Genomic DNA, 15644 nt, shown 5'->3' on the forward strand with positions numbered 1-15644 from the left:
TATTGGCGAAGTCCACCGAAAACGGATTCGCCATGCGCGATTTGACAACTGACGCCAGGATTCGCGGCAAGGCAGATGGACGGGTGTGCCGGCCTGATCGTGCTCAGAGAATGAACTTCGACAGGTCGGCATTCTTCGACAGATCGCCGATATGCTTCTGCACATAGGGCGCATCGACCGTGACCGTCTCGCCGGTACGGTCGGTGGCGCCGAAGCTGATCTCGTCGAGCACCCGTTCCATGACCGTGTGCAGGCGGCGTGCGCCGATATTCTCGACCGTCGCATTGACCGATGCGGCGATATCGGCAATCGCGTCGATCCCGTCATCGGTGAAGGCCAGCGTGACGCCTTCGGTCTCCATCAGCGCGACATATTGCTTGATCAGGCTCGCTTCGGGTTCGGTCAGCACGCGGCGCAACTCGTCCTTGCCGAGCGCCTTGAGTTCGACCCGGATCGGCAGCCGGCCCTGCAGTTCCGGCAACAGGTCCGACGGCTTGGCTATATGGAAGGCGCCGGACGCGATGAAAAGAATATGGTCGGTCTTGACCGCGCCATGCTTGGTCGAAACCGTCGTGCCCTCGATCAGCGGCAGAAGATCGCGCTGCACGCCCTCGCGGCTGACATCGCCGCCCTGCCGTTCGGCCCGGGCACAGATCTTGTCGACCTCGTCGAGAAAGACGATGCCGTTCTGTTCGACCGAAAGGATGGCCTCCTGCGTCAGCTGTTCCTGGTCGAGCAGCTTGTCGCTTTCCTCGGCGATCAGCACCTCGTAGCTGTCGCGGACGTTCATGCGCCGCGTCTTTGTCCGGCCGCCAAAGGCCTTTCCCATGATGTCGCCGAGATTGATCATGCCCATCTGGCTGCCCGGCATGCCCGGAATATCGAAAGTCGGCATCCCGCCGCCGCTGTCGGTCACCTCGACTTCGATCTCCTTGTCGTCGAGTTCGCCGGACCGGAGCTTGCGCCGGAAGCTCTCGCGGGTCGCTTCGCCTGCGCCGGCACCGACCAGCGCCTCGAGCACGCGGGCCTCGGCCGCGAGATGCGCCTTTGCTTCGACATCCTTGCGCTTCCTCGTCCGCGTCATGCCCAGCGCAATCTCGACGAGATCGCGAATGATCTGTTCGACATCGCGGCCGACATAGCCGACTTCGGTGAACTTTGTCGCCTCGACCTTGATGAAGGGCGCCTCGGCCAGCCGCGCCAGGCGCCGCGAGATCTCGGTCTTGCCCACACCGGTCGGCCCGATCATCAGGATGTTCTTCGGCAGGACTTCCTCGCGCAAATCCTCCGGAAGTTGCTGCCGACGCCAGCGATTGCGGAGCGCGATGGCGACCGCGCGCTTGGCGTCGCGCTGGCCGACGATATAGCGATCGAGCTCGGAAACAATTTCACGCGGGGAAAAACTGGTCATCGGAAAAAGGAAAACTCCGGAAGGAAGAAGGTGAGGATCGCAACCCGGCGAGGCGCCGATCAGGCGGCATCGAGCGTTTCGACGGTCAGCTTGTTATTGGTGTAGACGCAGATATCGGCGGCAATACCCATCGCCTTGCGGACGATCGCCTCGGCATCGAGATCCATGTCGGCAAGGGCGCGCGCGGCGGCCAGCGCGTAATTGCCGCCCGACCCGATGCCGACAACGCCACCCTCGGGCTCGAGCACGTCGCCATTGCCTGTCAGCACCAGCGTGACCTGCGCGTCGGCGACGATCATCAGCGCTTCGAGGCGGCGGAGATACTTGTCGGTGCGCCAGTCCTTTGCAAGCTCGACACAGGCCCGCATCAGCTGACCCGGATATTGCTCGATCTTGGCCTCCAGCCGTTCGAACAGCGTCATCGCATCGGCGGTCGCGCCGGCAAAGCCGGCAATGACATCGCCCTTGCCGAGCGGCCGCACCTTGCGCGCATTACCCTTCATGATCGTGTCGCCCATCGACACCTGTCCATCGCCGGCAATCGCCACCCGGCCGTCCTTGCGCACGGACAGGATCGTCGTGCCGTGCCAGTTGATCGGATCGTGCGGGGCCATCATGTCTTTCCTGTCGGATTTGCGTGGGAGCCGGCGGTTGCCGCTACCATGTGGCCGCTCTGCGCCACAGGGTCAAGTCCGCGCCGCGTCCGGGGCCTGGCCGAAATGGCAGTGTCACACGGCTGGAGTGGCGGAAATGCGGGTGATAATGTCTCGCAAATTACCGGCCGAGGAGAGATACCATGCCCGCACGCCTGACATCGGAAGAAGCGCTGCGTGAGGTCTATCCGAAGCCCTCGGGCGGCGCGCTGGGCAAGCAGCTCGATTTCATCGACCGGCATTGCCGCCGTTTCATCGAACTTTCGCCCTTTCTCTGCATCGGTTCGAGTCGACCCGACGGCCTGGCCGATGTGTCGCCCCGGGGCGGCGAACCTGGCTTTGTTCATGTCCTCGATGACCGGCGGCTCGCGCTGCCCGACCGGCCGGGCAACAACCGCCTCGATACGCTGACCAATATCGCCCATGCGCCGGCGGTCGGGCTTCTCTTCTTCCTGCCGGGTTTCGAGGAGATGCTCCGCGTCAACGGCTTTGCCGCAACCTCGCTGGCGCCCGATCTGATGGCCCGCTTCACCCTTGAGGGCAAGCCGCCGCGCTCGGTGCTGCTGGTCGAGGTCAGGGAGGTCTATCTCCATTGCACCAAGGCGCTGAAGCGTTCGGATCTCTGGAATCCGGAAAATCATGTACCGCGCGACGCCCTGCCAAGCTTCGGCGAGATGCTGCGTGACCAGATGAAGCTCGATGTCGCGCCGGCGCTGATCGATACGGCACTGGAAGACGACGCGAAGAAGAACCTCTATTGACCGGCCGGCCGGGGGCGCCTCAGGCCGGCATGTCGAATGCGCCCGGATCGCCGCCAAGCGCGCGGACCTGGGTCTCGAGCGCCCGGATGCGGGCCTCCAGACGCTCGAAGGCTGGCGTCAGGGCTGCGGCGTCCCAGCGCGGCAGGATATGGCTCGGGCAGTTGGCGTCCCATTCGTCGATATCGATCAGGATGGCCCGCTCGACCCGGCCGGGATAGGCGGGATCGGCCAGCGAGCGGGCCAGCGCCGGATCGTCGGCGACAGCCCTGGCCTGCCCTCTGATCTTGACGCGCCGCCGGGCCGGATAGTCGATCAGAAACAGGAAGGCCTGCGGGTTCTCGGCCAGATGTCCGAGCGTGACGAACTGCTGATTGCCGGCGAAATCGGCAAAGCCGAGACGGTTTTCGCCCAGAACCTTCAGAAAGCCCTTCGGACCGCCGCGATGCTGGATATAGGGCCTTCCGGCCGCATTGGCGGTGCCGAGATAGAAATGGTCCTGCTCGGCGACGAAACGGGCGAGCTCGGGCGTAAGGCGGGTCTGCCAGGCCATCAGGGGGTCCTCGATCGGATTGCGTAAACACCCATATGGTTGTCGACGGGATAGATACCAGCGGCGCGGCCCAACAAGATGTTGTGACAAGCTCTTGGACGAATACTAGGAAAAATGAACAGCTACAATTTGAATCAACAGCTTATCGTTCATATCGCATGGAAAAATCGAATTTCTTAAAGTAATATCTGAGACAAGCCCAAGTAAATTGGTTAACGTCTTTTAAGTCATTGTGATTCAAATTGAATTGCCACTTTAACCTGGGTGGTGCGCAATCGGACCGCTTGGCACTGGCCGGTTTCCGCGCCACCTGCTAAAAGCCCGCTGAAAGTCACGCCGCCGGAACCTTATGATGTCCGAAACCCGCAAGCCCCGCACCGCCAGGCTCGAACGCCAGACCAAGGAGACCTCGATCGCGGTCGAGATCGACCTCGATGGCAATGGCGATTATGACGTCGAGACCGGCATCGGTTTTCTCGACCACATGCTCGAGCAGCTGTCGCGTCATTCGCTGATCGACCTGAAGCTGCGCGCCAAGGGCGATCTGCATATCGATTTCCACCACACGACCGAGGACACCGGCATCGTGATCGGCGAAGCCGTGCGAAAGGCTCTGGGCGATTTCAAGGGCATCCGCCGCTATGCAACCGCCATCATCCCGATGGACGAGACCTGCACCCGCGTCTCGATCGATGTCTCGCAGCGCCCCTATCTGGTCTGGAAGGTCGATTTCACCAGGCCCAAGCTCGGCGATATGGATACCGAGCTGTTCAAGGAGTGGTTTCAGGCCTTCGCGCAGAACGCCGGCATCACGCTGCATATCGAAAACATCTATGGCGAGAACAATCACCACATCGTCGAAAGCTGCTTCAAGGGTCTGGCCCGGGCGCTGCGCGAGGCGATCGAGATCGATCCGCGCGCCGCGACCCGCATCCCCTCGACCAAGGGCGTGCTGGGAAGCTGAGCCGCTGGCCTTTTGCCGCCGTCTGGCCTAGATAGAGCCCGAACGCAACGCCGCTGCGAGCGGGCCTCATGTCGATGCGCATCTATACGGTTCACCAGCTTCCCGGCGCCCCGCTCGACGGCGCAGGCATCGTGCTGGTCAAGGAAGGCTTCTCATTCCCGGCTTTTGCATTTTCATGGATCTGGTTGCTCTGGCACCGGCTCTGGATTGCGCTGGCGCTCTGGATCTTGCTGGTCGTTGCCGTGTCGCTGGTCGCGCAGAACCTTTTCGGGGCCGAAGCGGCTGCCGTCTGTTCGCTGGTCCTGCAGCTGATGCTCGGCTTCGAGGCCAACGACATCCGCCGCTGGACGCTGGAGCGGAACCGCTATCGCATGGTCGGTCTGGCGGGGGGCGGCAATCTCGAAGAGGCCGAGCGGGCCTTCTTTGCCAAATGGGAGGGGCCTCTTCACCTCGACCGCGTGGCGGCGCCCGGGCCGGTCTGGCCGCGCCGCGCCGAAGCGACGCCCGATGACGTTGTCGGTCTCTTTCCGAAAGCGGGGAGCTAGGCGCCGGTGAAGATCGCGATCATCGATTACGGCTCGGGCAATCTTCGTTCGGCGGCGAAAGCCTTCGAACGCGCGGCGCGTGACAATGCCATTGCCGCCGATGTGCTGGTGACGAGCGATCCGGACGCCCTGCGCGATGCCGACCGCATCGTGCTGCCCGGCGTCGGGGCCTTCGGCGACTGCCGCGCCGGGCTTCAGGCGGTCAACGGCATGGTCGAGGCGCTGACCGATGCGGTGCACCGCGACGCGAAGCCCTTTTTCGGCATTTGCGTCGGCATGCAACTGATGGCGACGCGCGGCATCGAGCATGGGATTCATGAAGGTCTTGGCTGGATCGAAGGCGATGTCGTGATGATCCGCCCCGACGACCGGACGCTGAAGATTCCGCACATGGGTTGGAACACGTTGACGCAGGCGAAACCGCACCGGCTGCTCGACGATATCGAAACCGGCGAGAATGGGCTGCATGCCTATTTCGTCCATTCCTATTTTCTCGCCACGGTCTCCGAACTCGACATGCTGGCTCGCACCGATTACGGCGGGCCGGTGACGGCGATGGTTGCGAAGGACAATATGGTCGGCGCGCAGTTTCATCCCGAGAAAAGCCAGGCGCTCGGTCTGGCGCTGATCGGCAACTTCCTGAAATGGCGTCCCTGAAGGTAGTGAAATGATCCTCTTTCCCGCGATCGATCTGAAAGACGGGCAATGCGTGCGTCTGGTCCACGGGTTGATGGACAAGGCGACCGTCTTCAATGACGATCCGGCCGCGCAGGCGCGCGCCTTCGAGGCGGCAGGTTTCGAATATCTGCACATCGTCGATCTCAACGGGGCCTTTGCCGGCACGCCGGTCAACGCCGCGGCGGTCGAGCGCATTCTTGCCGCGATCTCGATGCCGGCGCAGCTCGGTGGCGGCATCCGCGATCTGGCGACCATCGAAATGTGGCTTGCCAAGGGCATCGCCCGCGTCATCATCGGCACGTCGGCGGTCAAGAACCCGGCGCTGGTGATCGAGGCCTGCAGGAGATTTCCCGGCCGCATTGCGGTCGGCCTCGATGCCAGGGGCGGCTACGTCGCTACCGAGGGCTGGGCTGACGTTTCCGATCTGACCGTACTCGACATGGCGCGGCGCTTCGAGGATGTGGGCGTCGCCGCCATCATCTACACCGATATCGACCGCGACGGCGCGTTGGAGGGCTTGAACATCGAGGCGACGGTGGCGCTCGCCAACGCGATTTCGATTCCGGTCATTGCGTCGGGCGGCCTTTCCTCGATCGACGACGTGAAGAAACTTCTGGCCGCCGACACGGACAATATCGAAGGGGCGATTTCGGGCCGCGCACTCTATGACGGCCGCCTCGACCCGAAGGAAGTGCTGGCGCTGCTGAAGGATCGCGTCTGATGCTGAAAGCGCGCGTCATTCCCTGTCTCGACGTCAAGGACGGTCGTGTCGTCAAGGGCGTCAACTTCGTCGATCTGCGCGACGCCGGCGATCCGGTCGAAGCGGCGCGCGCCTATGATGCCGCCGGCGCCGACGAACTCTGCTTTCTCGACATCACGGCCAGCCACGAGGAACGTGCGATCATTTTCGACGTGGTGCGCCGTACCGCCGAGCAATGCTTCATGCCGCTGACGGTTGGCGGCGGGGTGCGCGCGATCTCCGATGTGCGCGAATTGCTGCTGGCCGGTGCAGACAAGGTCTCGATCAACACGGCCGCCGTCTTCGATCCGGATTTCGTGCGCGCCGCGTCCGAGAAATTCGGCAATCAATGCATCGTCGTCGCCATCGACGCCAAGCAGACCGCGCCCGGCAAATGGGAGATATTCACGCATGGCGGGCGCAAGCCGACCGGCATCGATGCGGTCGAATATGCCGTGAAGGTCACCGCGCTGGGTGCCGGCGAAATCCTGCTGACCTCGATGGATCGCGATGGCGCGAAGTCGGGCTTCGACATTGCGCTGACACGCGCGGTCTCCGACGCCGTCCCGGTGCCCGTCATCGCCTCGGGCGGGGTCGGCAATCTCGACCATCTGGTCGAGGGCATTCGCGACGGACATGCGAGCGCCGTGCTCGCCGCCTCGATCTTCCACTTCGGCGAATACACGATCGGCGAGGCCAAGGCGCATATGGCGGCGGCGGGCGTGCCGATCAGACGCTAGGGCTGGTAGTTCCAATCGCCGGAAACGCTACGGACTGTGAGGTTTTGCCGCATCCATCCGGTTGCGATTGCGCGCAACGGGGCGGCCCGGCAGAATGGCCCCGCTCCGGTTGCGAGTGAGGCCCTTTGATCCCCCCGCGAATGGCGCGAAACGGACCCGGAATGTCTGACCGCGAAATCGAGTTGAAACTTGTCTGTACGCCGGCCGAGCTGGAGCGGGTACGGCACGCTCCGGCCATTGCGCGGCTGAAGCGCGGTCGCGCCAGCGGCAGGCATCTGCACTCGGTCTATTTCGATACCGACGATCTGGTGCTGGGCGATCATGGTTTCGCCTTGCGTCTGCGCCGATCGGGCCGCACATGCCTGCAGACGCTGAAGACCGACAGCGGCCTGTCGGGCGACAAGACGGGCGCCCTGGCGCGCGACACTGGCGAATACGAAGCGCGCTTGCCCCGCGGCGCCGAGGGACCCGATCTCAACAAGCTGCCGGCTGGCCTCAAGTCGCGCATCCAGAAACTCGCAAACGGCAGCCCCATTTCACCACGCCTCGTCAGCGACATCCGCCGCACCGTTCATTGCCTCGAAACGCCCGATGGCGATGTCATCGAGCTGGCGCTCGACAAGGGCGCCTTGCGCGCCGGCGCTGCACGCGAGATTCCGGTCAGCGAAATCGAACTGGAACTCAAGGAAGGATCGCCTGAAAGCCTCTACCGGCTTGCGCTTGATCTCAGCGATATCGCAAATCTGCGCGTCGGCTTCGAAAGCAAGTCCGAACGCGGCTTTGCGCTTCTGCGGCCGCGCGTTCCGGCAGCGATCAAGGCGGAAACGCTTGCGCTGGCGCCGGATACGACGCTGGAAGACGCCTACGCGACCATATTGCGTCACTGCCTCGTGCATCTGACGTCCAATGAAGCCGCCACAGTCGAAGCACGTCTTCCCGAGGCGCTGCATCAGATGCGGGTGGCGTTGCGGCGCGCGCGTTCGGCTCTGGCGATTTTCCGCCCCGCGATCGGCGGCGGCATGGCCGACCGTCTTGCCGGGGAAGCGAAATGGCTGGCGAATGAACTGGGGCCTGCGCGCGATTTCGATGTCTTTGTCGAGGAGATCGTCGCGCCCGTGACGCCACGCGACGCGGCCCTGTCGCGTCTTCATGCGCGGGCGACAGCGGCGCGGAACGAGGCCTGGGACCGGGCACTGGCCGCACTCGGGTCGCGGCGCTATACGCGCTTTCTCCTCGAATATGGATTGTTTCTTGCCAGCCGCGGCTGGCGCCTCAAACGCAAGGCGCCGCGGCTTGCGCGTGACTTCGCCGTCGAGGCGCTCGACCGCCGCCTCGCCAGCGTCGTCAAGCTTGGCCGTGACATCGAAACGCTCGATCTCGAAGATCGCCATGAACTACGCAAGCGTCTGAAAAAGTTCCGCTACGGCCTGCATTTTCTCTCGTCTCTTTTCGAGGCCGGGAAGGCGAAACCCTATATCAGGCATCTTTCGCAGCTTCAGGACGTATTCGGCGGCCTGAACGATGTGGCGACCGCACATGCGATCCTCGACGGGCCGCTGGCCGCCCTGCCGAACGACGAGGGATCGGCCGGTGCGGCAACCCGCATTTTCGCATGGTCCGAAAAGCGCGCCGCCGCGGACTGGAAGGGCGCCCTCCGGCTGTGGCGGCGCTTCCGCGAGGCCGAGCCCTTCTGGCGCGACTGATCTCGCAGGCTGTACATATGGCGTCTCAAGTTGGGACGTTCGAGCGCGAACATCTGTCTGGCGCCATCGCACCAGACATGGGTGCCCCTGTTAAGCAAATGTGAAAGGCTGCGACCTAGGCTTGCGCTTCGGGTTGGTGACCGCGCTTTTGCGCGGCAAAGTGTGCGTTAGGGTCTTCTGTCAATGTCCGAGAGTTCAGGTACCGCACCGCGAATGGTTGCGATCGAGCTGGAGCCCGCGCCCGAGCGCAAATCGGCCGGCGAACCGCACGCCATTGTCGGGCGCCGCATCAGTCAGGAAGCGCTGAAGCGCCTTCACGATCTTCATGAGCGGTATTTGAGGGGTGTGCCCAATGGCTGGTGCATCGTCATGAAGGAGTGCGACCTGTCAGGTCTCGACTTCCGCAATCTCAATTTCTCGCATGGTCATTTCATCGGGTGTGATTTCAGCGGTGCCAATCTCGAGGACTCGCGGTTTGCGGGTGCCAATCTTTTCAGTGCCCAGTTCGATCGCGCCAATCTGACGCGCACGAATTTCACCCGCGCCGATCTGCGTGGGGCGCAATTCGAGAATGCCGAGCTTGAAGGCGCCCGCCTCGACGGCGCCGATCTGCGCCGCGGTGCGGTCATTCGCACCGGCGCTTCGGCGCCTGTCGGCAAGGAGAATTCGAGCTTTCGCGGCGCGCGCATGTTCGGCACCAATATGGCCGAATGCAAACTGCTGGACGCCGATTTCGAAGGCGCGGCGATGTCGGGCGCCAGCCTGCAGGGTGCCGATCTGCGGGGGGCGAGCTTCGCTGGCGCCGAACTGCGCGGCGTCGAACTGTCGGGCGCCAATCTGGCCGATGCCGATTTTCGCCGTGCCATCATGGATGAGGCGACCTCGGCGCGCGGCGATCTGATGCGCGCCGTGAAGCCGCGCACAGCGCCCGGGCCGGAGCGCATGGCGAAGATTCTGGCCGACCACATGCTCTGGATTCAGACCGGGCAACAAAAGGGCCATCGCGCCGATTTCGCCCGCATGGACCTGTCGCGGACCGATTTTTCGCGTGCGGTGCTGGCCGGCGCCGTGTTTCGCGAGACGATCCTTGCCGACGTCAATTTTGAGAATGCCTTTCTCGCGGCCGCAGATTTCACCAATGCGATCCTGTTGCGGGCCAATCTTCTGGGTGCCGATCTCCGGGGCGCCGATCTCCGGGGCGCCGATCTGAAGGAGGCAACGCAGGATGGGGCAAAAACCGGCGAACTGTCGGGCACCAGCCTCTCGACGCGGGTCTGACGGGCCTTCAGCGCCGCCGCTGGCTTCCCGGCCCCAAATCTGCTACGCAAAGCCGCCGTGCGGCGCCATTTCGGGCATCCGCCGGATATGTCAACGCTTCCGGAGCCGCCACGCATGGCCGCCGACGCCAGCCAGCTCGATCAATTGTTCGCGACGATTGCGGCCCGCAAGGGCACGGATGCGGCGGCATCCTACACGGCCAGGCTGCTCGCTGGCGGCACGCCGCTTTGCGCCCAGAAGCTTGGCGAGGAAGCGGTCGAAACGGTGATCGCCGCTACGCGTGGCGATGCCGGGGCAACCATCGCAGAAAGCGCCGACCTGCTCTATCACTGGCTGGTGCTGCTGGCCGCCCTCGAGATCGATCCTGCCGATGTCTATGCCGAACTGGCGCGCCGCGAAGGGCGCTCCGGTCTCGATGAAAAAGCTGCCCGAAGCTCGAACTGAGACGGGATCCGACATCATGACCACCGCAGTGGAAACCGGCCCATGCCTCTGAGCGACCCCGACGACAAGGTGCTTCTGTCGCCTTTTCGGCATTTCACCTCGGAGGACTGGGGCCGTCTGCGCAAGGATACGCCCTTGCCGCTTTCGGAAGCGGAACTGGAGGAGTTGCGCGGCTTCGGCGAGCGCATTTCACTGGATGAGGTGTCGGAAATCTTTCTGCCGCTGTCGCGCCTGCTCAATCTCTATGTCGGCGAGATGCAGGAACTCTATCGCGTCACCTCGGATTTTCTGGGCCGCGAGCAGGACAAGGTTCCCTATATCGTCGGTGTGGCCGGCTCGGTGGCGGTCGGCAAGTCGACCACGGCGCGCATTCTGCGCACCTTGCTGGCGCGCTGGCCCAATCATCCGAAGGTTGACCTCATCACGACGGACGGATTTCTCTATCCGAACAAGGTGCTCGAGGAACGCGGCCTGATGCAGCGCAAGGGCTTCCCCGAAAGCTTCGACATCAAGCGCCTGCTGCGTTTCCTCTCCGATGTGAAGGCCGGCTCACGCCGTGTCGAAGCACCGGTCTATTCGCATTTCACCTATGACATTCTCGCGGGCGAAACGGTCATGGTCGACCAGCCCGACATTCTTGTCGTCGAAGGCCTGAACGTGCTGCAGCCCTGGAAGCCTGCCGATGGCGACGACCCGCAACCCTTCGTTTCGGATTTCTTCGACTTCTCGATCTATCTCGACGCCGACGAGGAAGCGATCCGGCGCTGGTATATCGAGCGTTTCCTGAGCTTGCGCCGCACCTCATTCAAGGACCCGGCCGCTTATTTCCACCGCTATTCGAAGCTGAGCGAAGCCGAAGCGATCGAAACGGCAGATGCGATCTGGACCTCGATCAACCTCGCCAACCTCCACCGCAACGTCCTGCCGACGCGCCAGCGTGCCGACCTGATCCTGCGCAAGGGCGATGACCACCGCATTCGCGACGTGTATCTCAGGAAGATCTGACGTTCAGAGCAGCCCTTTTGTCTGCGCCAGCTTTGCCAGCGAGACTTGCGGCCTGGGTCCGTAATGCGAGATCACCTCGGCCGCCGCCATCGCGCCGAGCCGCCCACAGGTAACCGGGTCGCGCCCCCGGGTCAGGCCGAACAGAAATCCCGCCGCAAAGAGATCGCCCGCACCCGTCGTATCGACAACCTTCGCAACCTTGTCGGCATCGACCACATGCACCTCGCCATCGGCGACGATGACCGCGCCTGCTTCCGAGCGCGTCAGCGCCGCGAACTTGCAGTCGGCCCGCACTTTCTGAAGCGCCTCGTCGAAGACGTCGGTTTCATAAAGCGCCAGGATTTCTGCTTCGTTGGCGAATAGCAGATCGACTTCGTCCTTTGCCAGACGGCGGAATTCGTCGCGGTAGCGATTGACGCAGAAACTGTCGGACAGCGTCAGCGAAACCAGACGTCCGGCCTGATGCGCGATCTTCGCGGCCTTGAGAAAGGCCTGCTTGGCGCCGGGCTCGTCCCACAGATAGCCTTCCATGTAGGTGATGGCGGCAGCGCGGATCGTTTCTTCGTCGATGTCGTCCGGGCCGAGCTTCTGCGCAGCGCCCAGAAAGGTGTTCATGCTGCGCTGCGCGTCCGGCGTTACCAGAATGAGGCAGCGCCCGGTCGGCGCGCCGGATGTTGCAGGCTTCGCCGGAAAATCGGCGCCGAGCGCCTTGATGTCATGCATGAAGACGTCGCCGAGCTGGTCCTTCCGCACCTTGCCGAAAAAGGCACCCTTGCCGCCCAGCGAGGCAAGCCCCGCGATCGTGTTGGCGCAGGAGCCGCCTGACATTTCGACCGCCTGGCCCATATGTGCGTAGAGTTCGTCGGCGCGCTTGTCGTCGATCAGCGTCATCGAGCCTTTTTCGATGTCGTTGGCGATCAGGAATTTGTCGTCGGCGTCGGCGATAACATCCACCAGCGCATTGCCGATGCCGGCAACGTCATATTTGAGATCGGTCATGGTCCTCGGATTCAATTGAAGTTCGGGGAGGGGTTCGGGCCGGAGTATAGGCAACCGGCTCCATAAGTCCAAAAAACGGGGCTTTCCGCATCAGATCGGGCGCTCGCCGCCTCTCGGATGCGACATGATGTCTCGACCATGCGGCGCATGCCGGGCATTCTGTCATCTGCCGGCCCTTTCTTCATTTCAGCTTCGACCGGCAACAGACGAGGATATGCTGGATGTTGTCCGACGCCCTGCGCGCCCTGCGCGAAACCTTTTCCGCTCCCTTGCGCCGCGTGATGTGGCTGTCCCTGGGTCTGACACTGGTCCTGCTGGTGCTGTTTGGCGCCGGCCTGCAATGGGCGCTCGCCGCGCTGCCCGAATTCGGCATTGGCTGGATCGACACCGTCCTCGCCTACGCAGTGCGCTTCCTGGCCGTCATCGTGTTGATCCCGCTGGTTCACCCGGTCGTTTCGCTGGTCGCCGGCCTGTTTCTCGAAAACGTCGCGGCGCGCGTCGAGGAAACGTCTTATCCTTCCGATCCGCCGGGGCAGGACCAGCCATTCTGGCAATCGGTGGCCGTTGCCATCCGCTTCACGGCCGTACTGATTGCGGTCAATCTGCTGGTGTTGCCCTTCTATCTGATCCCGATCGTGAATGTTTTTCTGTTCTGGGCCGTCAACGGCTATCTCCTCGGCCGCGAATATTTCGAGCTGGTGGCGTTGCGCCATCGGGCGCCGAAAGATGCGACGGCCCTCCGCCGCCGCCACCGCGGCCGGGTCCTGGCTGCCGGCGTACTTGTGGCGCTCTTTGCGACCGTACCGGTCCTCAATCTCTTTGCGCCCCTTTTCGGCGCCATCCTGATGGTCCATACCTACAAGAAGCTTGCCGCCCCGGAGAGTTTTGCATGAAGCGTCGTCTGGTTCTGTTGCTGCCCTTGATCCTCGCCGCTTGCGAAACGGCGCCGGGTAGCGGCATCGACGCGCGCGGCGGCGCGATGGCATCGCTTGGCGCCGGCGCGCTGACCCCGGCGAGCCTTGCAGGTGCGGCACCTGCCGCCATTTCGGCGCGTCTGGGCGCGCCCGATTTCCGTCGCAGCGAACCGGATGCCGAGGTCTGGCAATATGCCGGCAGCGATTGCAGTCTCTTCGTCTATTTCTACAAGACCGCCTCCGGCGTGCTCGCGGCACGCCATGTCGATGCGCGCAGGCTCGAGGGCGGCGCGGCCGACAAGACCGCCTGCCTGTCATCGGTGATGGCACGCCGCAACATGCCGGTGTCCTGAAGCTCAGGCCAGCGTCGTCTTGGCCTTGAACTGGCAGAGATCGGCCAGCTTGCAGGCCGGACAGTCGGGCTTGCGCGCCTTGCAGACATAGCGCCCATGCAGGATCAGCCAATGATGCGCATGCAGGCGATATTTGGCCGGCACGACCTTTTCGAGCTTCAGTTCGACCGCCAGCACATCCTTGCCGGGCGCAAGTCCGGTCCGGTTGGCAACGCGGAAGATATGCGTGTCGACGGCAATGGTGGGTTCGCCGAAGGCGACATTGAGCACCACATTGGCCGTCTTGCGGCCGACGCCGGGCAGGGCCTGCAACGCCGCGCGGTCGCGCGGCACCGCGCCGCCATGTCGATCGATCAGCAGGCGCGACAACGCGATGACGTTCCTGGCCTTGTTGCGATAGAGGCCGATCGTCTTGATATGGCTGACAAGGCCGGCCTCGCCGAGCTTCAGCATCTTCTGCGGACTGTCGGCGATCTTGAAGAGTTTCTCGGTGGCCTTGTTGACGCCGACATCGGTGGCCTGCGCCGACAGCACGACCGCGACCAGCAGCGTATAGGTGTTGCTGTATTTCAGCTCGGTCTCGGGTGCCGGGAGGTTGGCCGAAAGGCGGCGGAAGAATTCTTCGATCTCGGGTTTTTTCATTGGCATGGCAGAGACTTTGCCATAACGCCGCCGCGCTGCAAGGCCGCATTGCCCATGCGCCCGCCCTGCACTAGCTTTCACACATGACTGCCTTGGCCGCCTTCCCTGCCGCCGCCATGAACGCGGTGCCGCTGTCCGCGCCGCTTCATTTCGATGCGTTGCTGACGCCGCATCGTTCGCTTTCGCGCCGGGGTTTCTTCATCGTCATGGGGGTCGTTGCGGCGGTCAATTTCACCGCTGGCGCATTTTTCATGGCCAAGGGCGCCTGGCCGGTTCTCGGCTTTTGCGGTCTTGAGGTCGCACTGGTCTGGTTGGCGTTCAGGGCCAACTACCGGGCCGCGCGGGCACATGAAACCGTGCAATTGTCGGACGATGAATTGCGCATCCGTCGTGTCGATGCACGCGGGCGCGCCCGGGCCTTCAGTTTCCAGCCCTATTGGGTCCGCCTTTCGCTGACGGAGAACCCCGACAAGTCGACCCATCTCCATTTGCTGAGTCACGGACGGCGGCTGGAGGTGGCATCCTTCCTCTCGCCAGCCGAGCGCGCCGATTTTGCCCGCGCGCTCGAAGCGGCGCTGGCCGGCCTCAAATCCGCGCGGCCGGCCTGACGGCCGGTCAATGCGCTTCGCGCTCGATCAGCATTTCCTTTTTCAGCACATTTCCCCGGTCGTCGAGCTCATAGACGATCGGCGCACCGGTCGCGATGTTGAGCGCGAGCACTTCTTCCTGGCTGAGCCTGTCGAGCAGCATGACCAGCGCCCGCAGCGAATTGCCATGTGCCGCAACAAGCACGCGCTCGCCCTTGAGGACGCGCGGCAGGATTTCCTTTTCGTAATAGGGCAGCACCCGCTCGGCGGTCATCTTCAGGCTTTCGCCGCCGGGCGGCGGCACGTCGTAGGAACGGCGCCAGATATGCACCTGTTCCTCGCCCCACTTCTGGCGCGCATCGTCCTTGTTGAGACCCGACAGATCGCCATAGTCGCGCTCGTTGAGCGCTTGATCCTTCACGATCTCGATGTCCGTCTGGCCGAGCTCCTCGAGCATCAGCCGGTTGGTCTCCTGCGCGCGGCTGAGCGCCGAGGTGAAGGCGACATCGAACACGAGGCCGCGCGCCTTCATCGCCTGGCCCGCCTCGCGCGCCTCGGCAATGCCCTGTTCGGTCAGGCCAGGATCGCGCCAGCCGGTAAAAAGGTTCTTCTTGTTCCATTCGCTTTGTCCGTGGCGGACAAGCACAAGCAGATTCGACAAGGCTCACTCCAGCGTTT

The 15644-nt window shown here is 63.4% G+C and carries 19 protein-coding genes; 13 read left to right on the top strand and 6 right to left on the bottom strand.

All coding sequences use genetic code 11. From position 1 onward, the window contains the following. Window positions 1-103: 103 nt before the first annotated feature. Together hslU and hslV are read right to left on the bottom strand one after the other, a co-directional pair. Window positions 104-1411: an ATP-dependent protease ATPase subunit HslU gene (hslU, locus tag AAC071_RS05690; protein ID WP_339830811.1), complete on the bottom strand. Its 1308-nt coding sequence runs from the start codon at window positions 1409-1411 to the stop codon at window positions 104-106. Window positions 1412-1470: 59 nt separating this feature from the next. Continuing rightward, window positions 1471-2025 carry an ATP-dependent protease subunit HslV gene (gene hslV, locus AAC071_RS05695; protein ID WP_339830812.1) on the bottom strand — a complete coding sequence of 185 codons (555 nt, stop codon included), beginning with the start codon at window positions 2023-2025 and terminating at the stop codon, window positions 1471-1473. A gap of 182 nt (window positions 2026-2207) precedes the next feature. Between hslV and AAC071_RS05700 the strand changes: the two genes are divergently transcribed. Continuing rightward, entirely contained in the window at window positions 2208-2825 is a 618-nt protein-coding gene (locus AAC071_RS05700; protein WP_339830813.1) for a pyridoxamine 5'-phosphate oxidase family protein, read from the top strand. Between the two features lie 19 nt (window positions 2826-2844). Here AAC071_RS05700 and AAC071_RS05705 read toward each other — a convergent pair whose 3' ends face one another. Next, window positions 2845-3375 carry a pyridoxamine 5'-phosphate oxidase family protein gene (locus AAC071_RS05705; protein ID WP_339830814.1) on the bottom strand — a complete coding sequence of 177 codons (531 nt, stop codon included), beginning with the start codon at window positions 3373-3375 and terminating at the stop codon, window positions 2845-2847. A gap of 352 nt (window positions 3376-3727) precedes the next feature. Between AAC071_RS05705 and hisB the strand changes: the two genes are divergently transcribed. The 9 genes from hisB to coaA all read left to right on the top strand — a co-directional run bounded on the left by hisB (window position 3728) and on the right by coaA (window position 11471). Beyond that, entirely contained in the window at window positions 3728-4339 is a 612-nt protein-coding gene (gene hisB / locus AAC071_RS05710; protein ID WP_339830816.1) for an imidazoleglycerol-phosphate dehydratase HisB, read from the top strand. Window positions 4340-4407: 68 nt separating this feature from the next. Next, window positions 4408-4884 (top strand): DUF2628 domain-containing protein, encoded by a 477-nt coding sequence (locus tag AAC071_RS05715; protein ID WP_339830818.1) that lies wholly within the window; start codon window positions 4408-4410, stop codon window positions 4882-4884. Between the two features lie 6 nt (window positions 4885-4890). Continuing rightward, complete coding sequence (gene hisH / locus AAC071_RS05720; protein ID WP_339830819.1) at window positions 4891-5541, top strand: imidazole glycerol phosphate synthase subunit HisH; 651 nt, start codon at window positions 4891-4893, stop codon at window positions 5539-5541. 10 nt (window positions 5542-5551) lie between these two features. After that, on the top strand, window positions 5552-6283 hold the full coding sequence (gene hisA, locus AAC071_RS05725) for a 1-(5-phosphoribosyl)-5-[(5-phosphoribosylamino)methylideneamino]imidazole-4-carboxamide isomerase (protein ID WP_339830820.1): 732 nt from the start codon (window positions 5552-5554) through the stop codon (window positions 6281-6283). Continuing rightward, window positions 6283-7041 (top strand): imidazole glycerol phosphate synthase subunit HisF, encoded by a 759-nt coding sequence (gene hisF / locus AAC071_RS05730; RefSeq protein WP_339830822.1) that lies wholly within the window; start codon window positions 6283-6285, stop codon window positions 7039-7041. Before hisA ends, hisF begins: the two co-directional genes overlap by 1 nt. A gap of 161 nt (window positions 7042-7202) precedes the next feature. Beyond that, window positions 7203-8744 (top strand): CYTH and CHAD domain-containing protein, encoded by a 1542-nt coding sequence (locus tag AAC071_RS05735; protein WP_339830823.1) that lies wholly within the window; start codon window positions 7203-7205, stop codon window positions 8742-8744. Between the two features lie 183 nt (window positions 8745-8927). After that, complete coding sequence (locus AAC071_RS05740) at window positions 8928-10022, top strand: pentapeptide repeat-containing protein (RefSeq protein ID WP_339830824.1); 1095 nt, start codon at window positions 8928-8930, stop codon at window positions 10020-10022. Between the two features lie 114 nt (window positions 10023-10136). Further along, a complete protein-coding gene (locus AAC071_RS05745; protein WP_339830825.1) occupies window positions 10137-10466 on the top strand; it encodes a phosphoribosyl-ATP diphosphatase in 330 nt (109 codons plus the stop codon). A 42-nt stretch (window positions 10467-10508) separates the two neighbouring features. Further along, complete coding sequence (gene coaA, locus AAC071_RS05750; protein ID WP_339830826.1) at window positions 10509-11471, top strand: type I pantothenate kinase; 963 nt, start codon at window positions 10509-10511, stop codon at window positions 11469-11471. Window positions 11472-11474: 3 nt separating this feature from the next. Here the strand turns inward: coaA and AAC071_RS05755 are convergent, their stop codons facing one another. Then, window positions 11475-12470, bottom strand: a complete 996-nt coding sequence (locus AAC071_RS05755) for an adenosine kinase (RefSeq protein WP_339830828.1) — start codon at window positions 12468-12470, stop codon at window positions 11475-11477. Window positions 12471-12691: 221 nt separating this feature from the next. Here AAC071_RS05755 and AAC071_RS05760 point away from each other — a divergent pair, with 221 nt between their 5' ends. Further along, window positions 12692-13363: an EI24 domain-containing protein gene (locus AAC071_RS05760; RefSeq protein WP_339830829.1), complete on the top strand. Its 672-nt coding sequence runs from the start codon at window positions 12692-12694 to the stop codon at window positions 13361-13363. Beyond that, entirely contained in the window at window positions 13360-13737 is a 378-nt protein-coding gene (locus tag AAC071_RS05765; RefSeq protein WP_339830830.1) for a hypothetical protein, read from the top strand. Before AAC071_RS05760 ends, AAC071_RS05765 begins: the two co-directional genes overlap by 4 nt. Window positions 13738-13740: 3 nt before the next feature. Here AAC071_RS05765 and nth read toward each other — a convergent pair whose 3' ends face one another. Further along, complete coding sequence (gene nth / locus AAC071_RS05770; RefSeq protein ID WP_339830831.1) at window positions 13741-14460, bottom strand: endonuclease III; 720 nt, start codon at window positions 14458-14460, stop codon at window positions 13741-13743. A 2-nt stretch (window positions 14461-14462) separates the two neighbouring features. Here nth and AAC071_RS05775 point away from each other — a divergent pair, with 2 nt between their 5' ends. After that, complete coding sequence (locus AAC071_RS05775) at window positions 14463-14987, top strand: DUF2244 domain-containing protein (RefSeq protein WP_339830832.1); 525 nt, start codon at window positions 14463-14465, stop codon at window positions 14985-14987. Between the two features lie 7 nt (window positions 14988-14994). Here AAC071_RS05775 and AAC071_RS05780 read toward each other — a convergent pair whose 3' ends face one another. Then, window positions 14995-15627 carry a 2,3-bisphosphoglycerate-dependent phosphoglycerate mutase gene (locus tag AAC071_RS05780; protein ID WP_339830833.1) on the bottom strand — a complete coding sequence of 211 codons (633 nt, stop codon included), beginning with the start codon at window positions 15625-15627 and terminating at the stop codon, window positions 14995-14997. Window positions 15628-15644: the final 17 nt, after the last annotated feature.

The organism is uncultured Parvibaculum sp. (genome assembly GCF_963975745.1).
Lineage (GTDB): Bacteria > Pseudomonadota > Alphaproteobacteria > Parvibaculales > Parvibaculaceae > Parvibaculum.

Coding starts and splice junctions, on each gene's coding strand:
- hslU (WP_339830811.1), bottom strand. CDS start 1,411: ATGACCAGTTTTTCCCCGCGTGAAATTGTTTCCGAGCTCGATCGCTAT.
- hslV (WP_339830812.1), bottom strand. CDS start 2,025: ATGGCCCCGCACGATCCGATCAACTGGCACGGCACGACGATCCTGTCC.
- AAC071_RS05700 (WP_339830813.1), top strand. CDS start 2,208: ATGCCCGCACGCCTGACATCGGAAGAAGCGCTGCGTGAGGTCTATCCG.
- AAC071_RS05705 (WP_339830814.1), bottom strand. CDS start 3,375: ATGGCCTGGCAGACCCGCCTTACGCCCGAGCTCGCCCGTTTCGTCGCC.
- hisB (WP_339830816.1), top strand. CDS start 3,728: ATGTCCGAAACCCGCAAGCCCCGCACCGCCAGGCTCGAACGCCAGACC.
- AAC071_RS05715 (WP_339830818.1), top strand. CDS start 4,408: ATGTCGATGCGCATCTATACGGTTCACCAGCTTCCCGGCGCCCCGCTC.
- hisA (WP_339830820.1), top strand. CDS start 5,552: ATGATCCTCTTTCCCGCGATCGATCTGAAAGACGGGCAATGCGTGCGT.
- hisF (WP_339830822.1), top strand. CDS start 6,283: ATGCTGAAAGCGCGCGTCATTCCCTGTCTCGACGTCAAGGACGGTCGT.
- AAC071_RS05735 (WP_339830823.1), top strand. CDS start 7,203: ATGTCTGACCGCGAAATCGAGTTGAAACTTGTCTGTACGCCGGCCGAG.
- AAC071_RS05740 (WP_339830824.1), top strand. CDS start 8,928: ATGTCCGAGAGTTCAGGTACCGCACCGCGAATGGTTGCGATCGAGCTG.
- AAC071_RS05745 (WP_339830825.1), top strand. CDS start 10,137: ATGGCCGCCGACGCCAGCCAGCTCGATCAATTGTTCGCGACGATTGCG.
- coaA (WP_339830826.1), top strand. CDS start 10,509: ATGCCTCTGAGCGACCCCGACGACAAGGTGCTTCTGTCGCCTTTTCGG.
- AAC071_RS05755 (WP_339830828.1), bottom strand. CDS start 12,470: ATGACCGATCTCAAATATGACGTTGCCGGCATCGGCAATGCGCTGGTG.
- AAC071_RS05760 (WP_339830829.1), top strand. CDS start 12,692: ATGTTGTCCGACGCCCTGCGCGCCCTGCGCGAAACCTTTTCCGCTCCC.
- AAC071_RS05765 (WP_339830830.1), top strand. CDS start 13,360: ATGAAGCGTCGTCTGGTTCTGTTGCTGCCCTTGATCCTCGCCGCTTGC.
- AAC071_RS05775 (WP_339830832.1), top strand. CDS start 14,463: ATGACTGCCTTGGCCGCCTTCCCTGCCGCCGCCATGAACGCGGTGCCG.